The sequence below is a fragment of the Colwellia sp. BRX10-9 genome (genome assembly GCF_014077405.1).
GTDB lineage: Bacteria > Pseudomonadota > Gammaproteobacteria > Enterobacterales > Alteromonadaceae > Colwellia_A.
The window spans coordinates 22947-29663 of record NZ_JACGVV010000042.1 but is presented as its reverse complement, the minus strand read 5'-3'; the positions used below and the strand labels follow the sequence as shown (position 1 = coordinate 29663).

The window sequence follows — 6717 nt, the reverse complement described above, 5'->3', positions numbered from 1 at the left end:
AAACCAAAAAAAACCATAAAATACAACGAGTAAAATAAAGATTATCAGTTGGTACGTTAAGTGCAGTAACGGTGTAGAGAGTTTAAATCGTTATGGAGAATTCAATGTCGTTTCACCCAGCTAAAAGTTACAAAATAATGCCAGCGCTTATCGCGCTCATTGGAATTTTAGTTTTACAGGGGTGTGCTAAACACTCATCAGTAGATATTGATAAGTCTGCACTTAGATTTTATGGCACGCCAGCTGACAATGGTGATGACTTTATTCATGAGCAAGCACCTAAAACGCTATTTTCAGATGGATTAAATTGCAGTCAGTTTCAAGATATGGGCGCAGCCCTAAATTATAGAACAGACAAACCATTAAATTTACATTCATCAAACATGAAAGCTTCAGCAGAGAATGACCCTATTCTTGCGCAAGGTTTATTATTAAGTCCCGGGGATTTAGTTGAAGTACTTATTGAAGATGGTGAAGGTTTTAATGGTCGTTATATTGTTGATAACGCGGGATATGTAAAACTACCTATTATAGGTGTTATTTCAGCAGGTGGTGCGACAACCAATAAGTTAGAAACCAAAATTGAATTAGCCTTAATTAGAGCAGAAATATTTCAACCCGCCAGTGCTAGCGTGACCATACACGTATTAAATTGGTCATCAATTGAGGTGTCTGTTGCCGGTGCGGTTTTTCAGCCTGGTACGGTATTAATTAATAAGAAACCAAATGGTATTCAAAATGCAGAACATTTAGATGCATTTGGTGATTATTCAACAACGCGATTATTGTCTGAAGCGATCAGAGCAGCTTCAGGTATTCGACCTGATGCAAAATTAGATCAAATAATTTTACTCCGTAAAGGCTGGCAGGTTCAAATAGATATGACAGGAATGCTCTCTGGAGAATTAGTTAAGGATTATCCATTAGTGGCAGGTGACCGCGTTATCGTACCCAGTACCGGTTGTTTTCAAGGACACTTAGTTAGACCTAGTTTAATTACGCCTAAGGGATTTCGTGTTTTTATGTCTAATCTCATTGATTCAGCCGGAGATAATGCGAGTGCAGCCGTGGGGCGATATTCAACTAGCCTGCCTTATGGTACACGCTTATTACAAGCGGCGGTTTCTGCTAATTGTGTCGGTGGTAAAGATTGGACCAATGCGCCACGTCGAGTAGTTCTTGCGAGTAAAAATCCAATTACCGGTGAAACACAAGTTATTGAGCGCTCGGTAGAAGCGTTAATGACGACACCGAATCAAGGCAATATTAACCCTTACTTAATGCCTAATGATGCTGTTGCCTGTTACGACTCAGATATTACTAACTTTCGTGATATCGCCAAGACAGTTGTCGACATCCTGCTTCCTATTAAATTGTTATAAGTGAATTATGAAATATCCTATTGTAACGTTAACGTCATTTGGCCTATTCAGAGCAAGAACATACTCAGTGTTAAAACGCCCTTATTTAGTGGTTGGTTTAGCTTGTTATTTAGTTGTTGCACTGATTATTATGCTTTATTTGAATAAGGCTCCGTCATTTACCAGTGATATGGAAATGGTCTTACCTGGAACCGGTAGCAGTAACAGTGTATCACTGGATAATGTCGGCCAAGTCGTTTCACAAACAAATACCCCTTTTTCTGGTGGTGGCTTTAACCCACGTGTTAATTATAAAGAGATGCTATCAAGCCGAGGTGTTAGGGGGCGTGCTGCTAAGAAACTAAATATTTCGCTTGATGAACTTGGTCAACCAAGAATTAAGCTCACCGAGCAAACCTCTATTATTTCATTGGCGATGAGTGCTGGTAGCTCAAAATTAGCACAAGAAAAAACCTTTGCCATCTATGAATCTTTACAAGACGAGTTGAGTAATCTTCGCGCCGATGAAGTGTTACGACGAGACCGGAGTATTAACCATGTTCTTGACCAGTACCGGGAAAGAATGAATATAACCCGTAATGCTATTGTTGATTTTCAACAGCGATCCATTGTGGTTTCAACCGATCAAATGAACCAATTGGTTAAAACCTTATCTGGTGTTAAAGAAAAACGACTTTATGTCAAAGCTGAAACAAGGCAATTACAAGAATATATTTATCAATTAAGCGAAGAGCTTGGGGTTTCACCCAAATTAGCAGGACAAGCATTCGCCCTGCAATCAGACGTTGAATTTAGAGCTTATATTACCGAATTAAAGGAAAGTATTACTCAACTCACCGAATACAGCTCTCGATGGGGGGTTAATCACCCAAAAGTGAAAGCACAACAAAAAAGATTAAACTTTACCCGAATTGCGATAAACCAGAGAAGCAGCGAAATGTACGGTGTTAATTCAAGTGAGATATTCAATTCCTTAAATTTGGATTTGAACCCAAAACGGGCTGAGTTATTCGCTGACTTAATTGCCGCTTATGCAAAACAAAAAGGCCAAGATTCAATGTTTGCTGATTTAGGACGATCTGTTGAACATCTTGGTGACCAATTAAAGGTCTACTCTAGAGAAATAGTGGAATTAGAGCGGTTACAAAGAGAATTTAACATGGCAGAAGCTATTTTTACCTCAGCAGCAGCAAGATTAGAAGCGAGTAAAGCAGATATTTTTGCCTCGTATCCGGTATTACAAATGCTGACAACCCCTTCTTACCCAATGAAACAAGGTAGTCCTAAAAATATCATTGCCTTTGTTGGTGCTGTAGCTGGGTTTTTATTCATTACCTTTGGCTTATTCGTTTTATCACAACGCAACAAGTTAATTCAAGTTTTACTCAAGAAAAACTAATTTGGCTAATAGAAGTTAACCCTATCAATGCTTAATAGCCTTGATAGAGGGTTAACTTTAGCCTTGTCTTAGACTTCTCCTTATTTTATCAACTCTATTCCCCGTATTACGTAGGTTAAATATGTAAATAATAATGGTCTTTTATAAAAAATATAATTAATTGCAAAATGAAAATCCTATTTTTATTTTGCAACTCAAAGATAATCCCCTACTTCAAAAACAACAAATAAAAACATCAGAATCAGTAGCTTAAAATAAATTAACAGCATTGGCACAGTTTTAGCAGTGAGTAGGTTAGCAACAATTTATTAATGATTAATACAATACCGGCTAAAGATAATAATACTTTTATATTAAGCCTTTATTCATCCATTTGGACAAATTAACTTATGGCTTCACAGCACCCCACTGCAAGTTCTACTGAAGAAAAGCTAGTTTGGTTCGGGTTAACACTTACCTATCCATTCTTCGCATTCGGTGGTCTTTATGTTATGGGCTCAGTGATAGGTTGGATGATCTTTATTGTGGTTTTATTACGTTGGTATGTAAACGGTAAAGACAAAAATGCAGTGATACCTGCCATTGTTTGGTTATGGATCCTCGGTGGCTTTTTTATGTTAGTCGCGCTACTCATTGGTCATTCAAATTGGGACTTAGGACTAGCAAAAACCATTAAGTCTTCGATTGGTTGGGCAAAAGGATGGGCACTGATGCCGCTATTTTTATTTATTGGTGCCTTTGTTGATATTAAACCGCAATTAGTGGTTAGAGCCGTATGCGTTGTTTCATTTCATTCGTTAGTTTTTGCCGGTGTGACTGTTGTTCTTTATATGGTTGGTGCCCCTGGTGATTTATTTATATCACCGCTACAAGTGATTGGCGGACCCGGTGAAAGCTTCTTTGCGGTAAGTTTATTTGGTTTAAACCCTGAAACTGGTGGTGGCCGTTGGAGGTTTTTTACTCCTTGGGCACCTGCAGCAGGATTTATGGCATGTATATTTTTAATTTTTACTAGCCAAGAAAAAGAACCTTTTTGGAGAAACTCTGGTTTAGCCGGCAGTTTCATCATGTGTTTACTCTCACAATCACGTGCTGGTTGGGTTATTTATATCGCTTTAGCGCCACTATGCTTTTTCAGTAAACATTTTAAAAATCCACTGCTTATTATACTTTTTGGCTTGTTCATTCCAGCCATTTTATTATTAGGCGAGCCGTTATTTAATTTTATCACTAACAGTTACGAAGACATTAAAGCTTCGCGCCCTGATTCAACACGAGTACGTAATACGCTAGAAGTACTCGCGTTGCAACGTTGGGAGTCAGAAGCTCCAATTTGGGGACATGGCATTGTAGAGAAAGGACCGAAAATCGTTGAAGGAATGCCTATAGGTTCACACCACAGCTGGTATGGACTGTTATTTGTCAAAGGCATAGTAGGACTTTTAGCATTAGCTATACCTTTAACGTTTACCTGTATCTATTTATTTTGGCATAGCCTTAAAAGCGAGATTTGTTATACCGCGGCGCTGATGGCAATCGTTTTTATCTGTTACTCATTTTTTGAAAATCTAGAAATACTAAGTTTTATTTATTGGCCAGCACTTTTATGGATAGGCATTGCCCTTAATCCACTAAAATCAGGAGAAAGACATGTTTAAGAAATACGATGCTTATTTAGTAGGCTATTACGGCATGCAAAATAGCGGCGATGATGCGCTGATGTATGCATCGGCCTGGGCGGCTCAACACATTATTGGTTGTGAAAATACCTTAGTCGGTTTGTACGGCGATTACCGCAGAGAAACACAAACGGATCATCAACTACCGCTCAAGTTTAACCAGCAATTTCCGGGGCAAAATAGGTTATTGCATTATAAAGCTGCACTTCAAAGTAAACGTATTATTTTTGGTGGTGGCTCGGTTTTACATAGTGAAACAGATATAAACCTTAAAAGACAATTAATGTCTTTATCAAGCCCTAAAAATAGCTTAGCAGTAGGGGTTGGAATTGGCCCGTTCAATTCAACTGCCGCAGAAAAAGCTTGCGCAAAATTTTTAAATGAATGTGGTTATATTGGCGTCAGAGATAGTGAAAGTTTAGACATTGCTCAAAGTATCGCCCCTAATGCTAACGTTAATAAAACCTTTGATTTGGCACCATTACTGTTGTGTTCAGATAAATATAAACCTGAAAAAGTCGAACGTAAAGGCATTGCACTGTCACTATGCTCTGTTGCTATTAATGCGATGGGCAAAACAAATAAAGGTGCTGAACAGCAAAGGTTTCACCAGTTTACTCAGTTAATAACACAGATATACGCCCAAACAGGTGAACCTATTACCTTAATTGAGTTTAACGGACATAGCTCATTAGGCGATTGGAAAATCAACAATAATATTATTGCTCGTTTAAACAAAACGGTGCCCGTAACGATAGAAAAATACCAAGCAGATCCCATTAAATCACTCGAAAAACTGGGCACTTACAAAGCTATTGTTAGTATGCGTTTACATGGTTCTATTTTAGGTTATTTAGCTAACACACCCGTGCTGTCAGTTAATTATCACAGTAAATGTAAAGGTTGGTGTGAAGAGATTGGCCTAGCACAAGACTATCAAATAGATTTATTTAATCTCAATATTAAATCGATTGTTAACCAAATCGTAAAGGGGTTATCAACAAATTTTATACCGCCAACGTTATCAGTTGATAGCGCTTTAAAGAATTCTTTATCTAACTGGAGTGATCAAAATGAAAAATATAAAATTTACTGTAATTATTCCGCTGTTTAACAAAGCCGAACATATTTTAAGAACACTTAACAGTGTCGCATGGCAGAAATACCCCGCTGCTGAAATTATTGTTATTGATGATGGCTCTACCGATGATGGCGCCTTAATTGTAAAAAATGCCAATATGGAAAATGTAAAACTCATCCAACAACAAAATCAGGGAGTGTCTGCCGCTCGTAATAATGGTGTTGCGTTAGCAAGCCATGAATACATTGCATTTTTAGATGCGGACGACCAATGGTTACCCTTATTTTTAGATGAGATAGCTCGCTTAATTGTTAGATTCCCGCAAGCAAAGTTTTTTGGAACACGCTACCAAATTGTCGAATCTGAGCATAACTATATCGATGCAAAAATAAAACTAAAAAACATCGACCCAGAGGGCGTGATATTAGCTGATTATTTTGATATCGCTTCACAAGGAGACCTACCTTTCACTATGTCTTCTATGGTCATTCAACGGTCATTATTTAACGACATTGGTGGTTTTCCTCTGAATGAACCTATAGGTGAGGATCAAGATTTATTCTGTCGGGTTGCGTTAAATACAGATATAGCTTATTCACCGAATATTCATTCTCTTTATCATAAAGATGCACAAAACCAAGCGAGTAAAAATAATATTCCTTCCACAGAGTGTGGCTTTAGTATTCGGATAACAGAGCAAGCATCTCGGTTTAAAGGTAATAAAAGCTCAGCCAATATGCTTAAATATAGTGCAACACATTTATGTCACTTGGCAAAACTCAATATTGGTGACGGCCATTTTACCCAGGCGAGGACATTATTATCAGACCCTCGTTGTAAACTAAAACCTAAACACTTAGTGGGACTTTATGGATTGTCATGGATAAAGCAAACAGAACAATGGTTAGTCAATGGTTTTCAATATAAACAGTTATAACGGTTAACCAGATGAACGCCAAAGCCGCATCTCAATAGAGCAGCGGCTTGATCCTTTATCAGTCCCCATTAATAAAATAGTAACCTTACTTTATTCTATTTTGCAAAATGATAATTTTCGCAAAACAAAAATAGAAAAACCAACACAAAAACAATAATAACTAACGATATCAGCAGCTTATCAATTGTCGCTATATTGGTTCATTACTTGCAATACCTATCTTAAGTAACAAATAAAAT

5 protein-coding genes are annotated in these 6717 nt (G+C 37.6%); all 5 read left to right on the top strand.

Features of this window, described 5'->3' with window-relative positions:
• Positions 1-104: 104 nt before the first annotated feature.
• Positions 105-1382, top strand: a complete 1278-nt coding sequence (locus H4J69_RS17630) for a polysaccharide biosynthesis/export family protein (RefSeq protein WP_182218495.1) — start codon at positions 105-107, stop codon at positions 1380-1382.
• 7 nt (positions 1383-1389) lie between these two features.
• Entirely contained in the window at positions 1390-2781 is a 1392-nt protein-coding gene (locus tag H4J69_RS17625) for a hypothetical protein (RefSeq protein WP_182218493.1), read from the top strand.
• 389 nt (positions 2782-3170) lie between these two features.
• Positions 3171-4439 carry an O-antigen ligase gene (locus H4J69_RS17620; RefSeq protein ID WP_182218492.1) on the top strand — a complete coding sequence of 423 codons (1269 nt, stop codon included), beginning with the start codon at positions 3171-3173 and terminating at the stop codon, positions 4437-4439.
• Positions 4432-5574, top strand: a complete 1143-nt coding sequence (locus H4J69_RS17615) for a polysaccharide pyruvyl transferase family protein (protein WP_182244937.1) — start codon at positions 4432-4434, stop codon at positions 5572-5574. Before H4J69_RS17620 ends, H4J69_RS17615 begins: the two co-directional genes overlap by 8 nt.
• Positions 5534-6478: a glycosyltransferase family A protein gene (locus H4J69_RS17610; RefSeq protein ID WP_182218489.1), complete on the top strand. Its 945-nt coding sequence runs from the start codon at positions 5534-5536 to the stop codon at positions 6476-6478. Before H4J69_RS17615 ends, H4J69_RS17610 begins: the two co-directional genes overlap by 41 nt.
• Positions 6479-6717 lie beyond the last annotated feature (239 nt).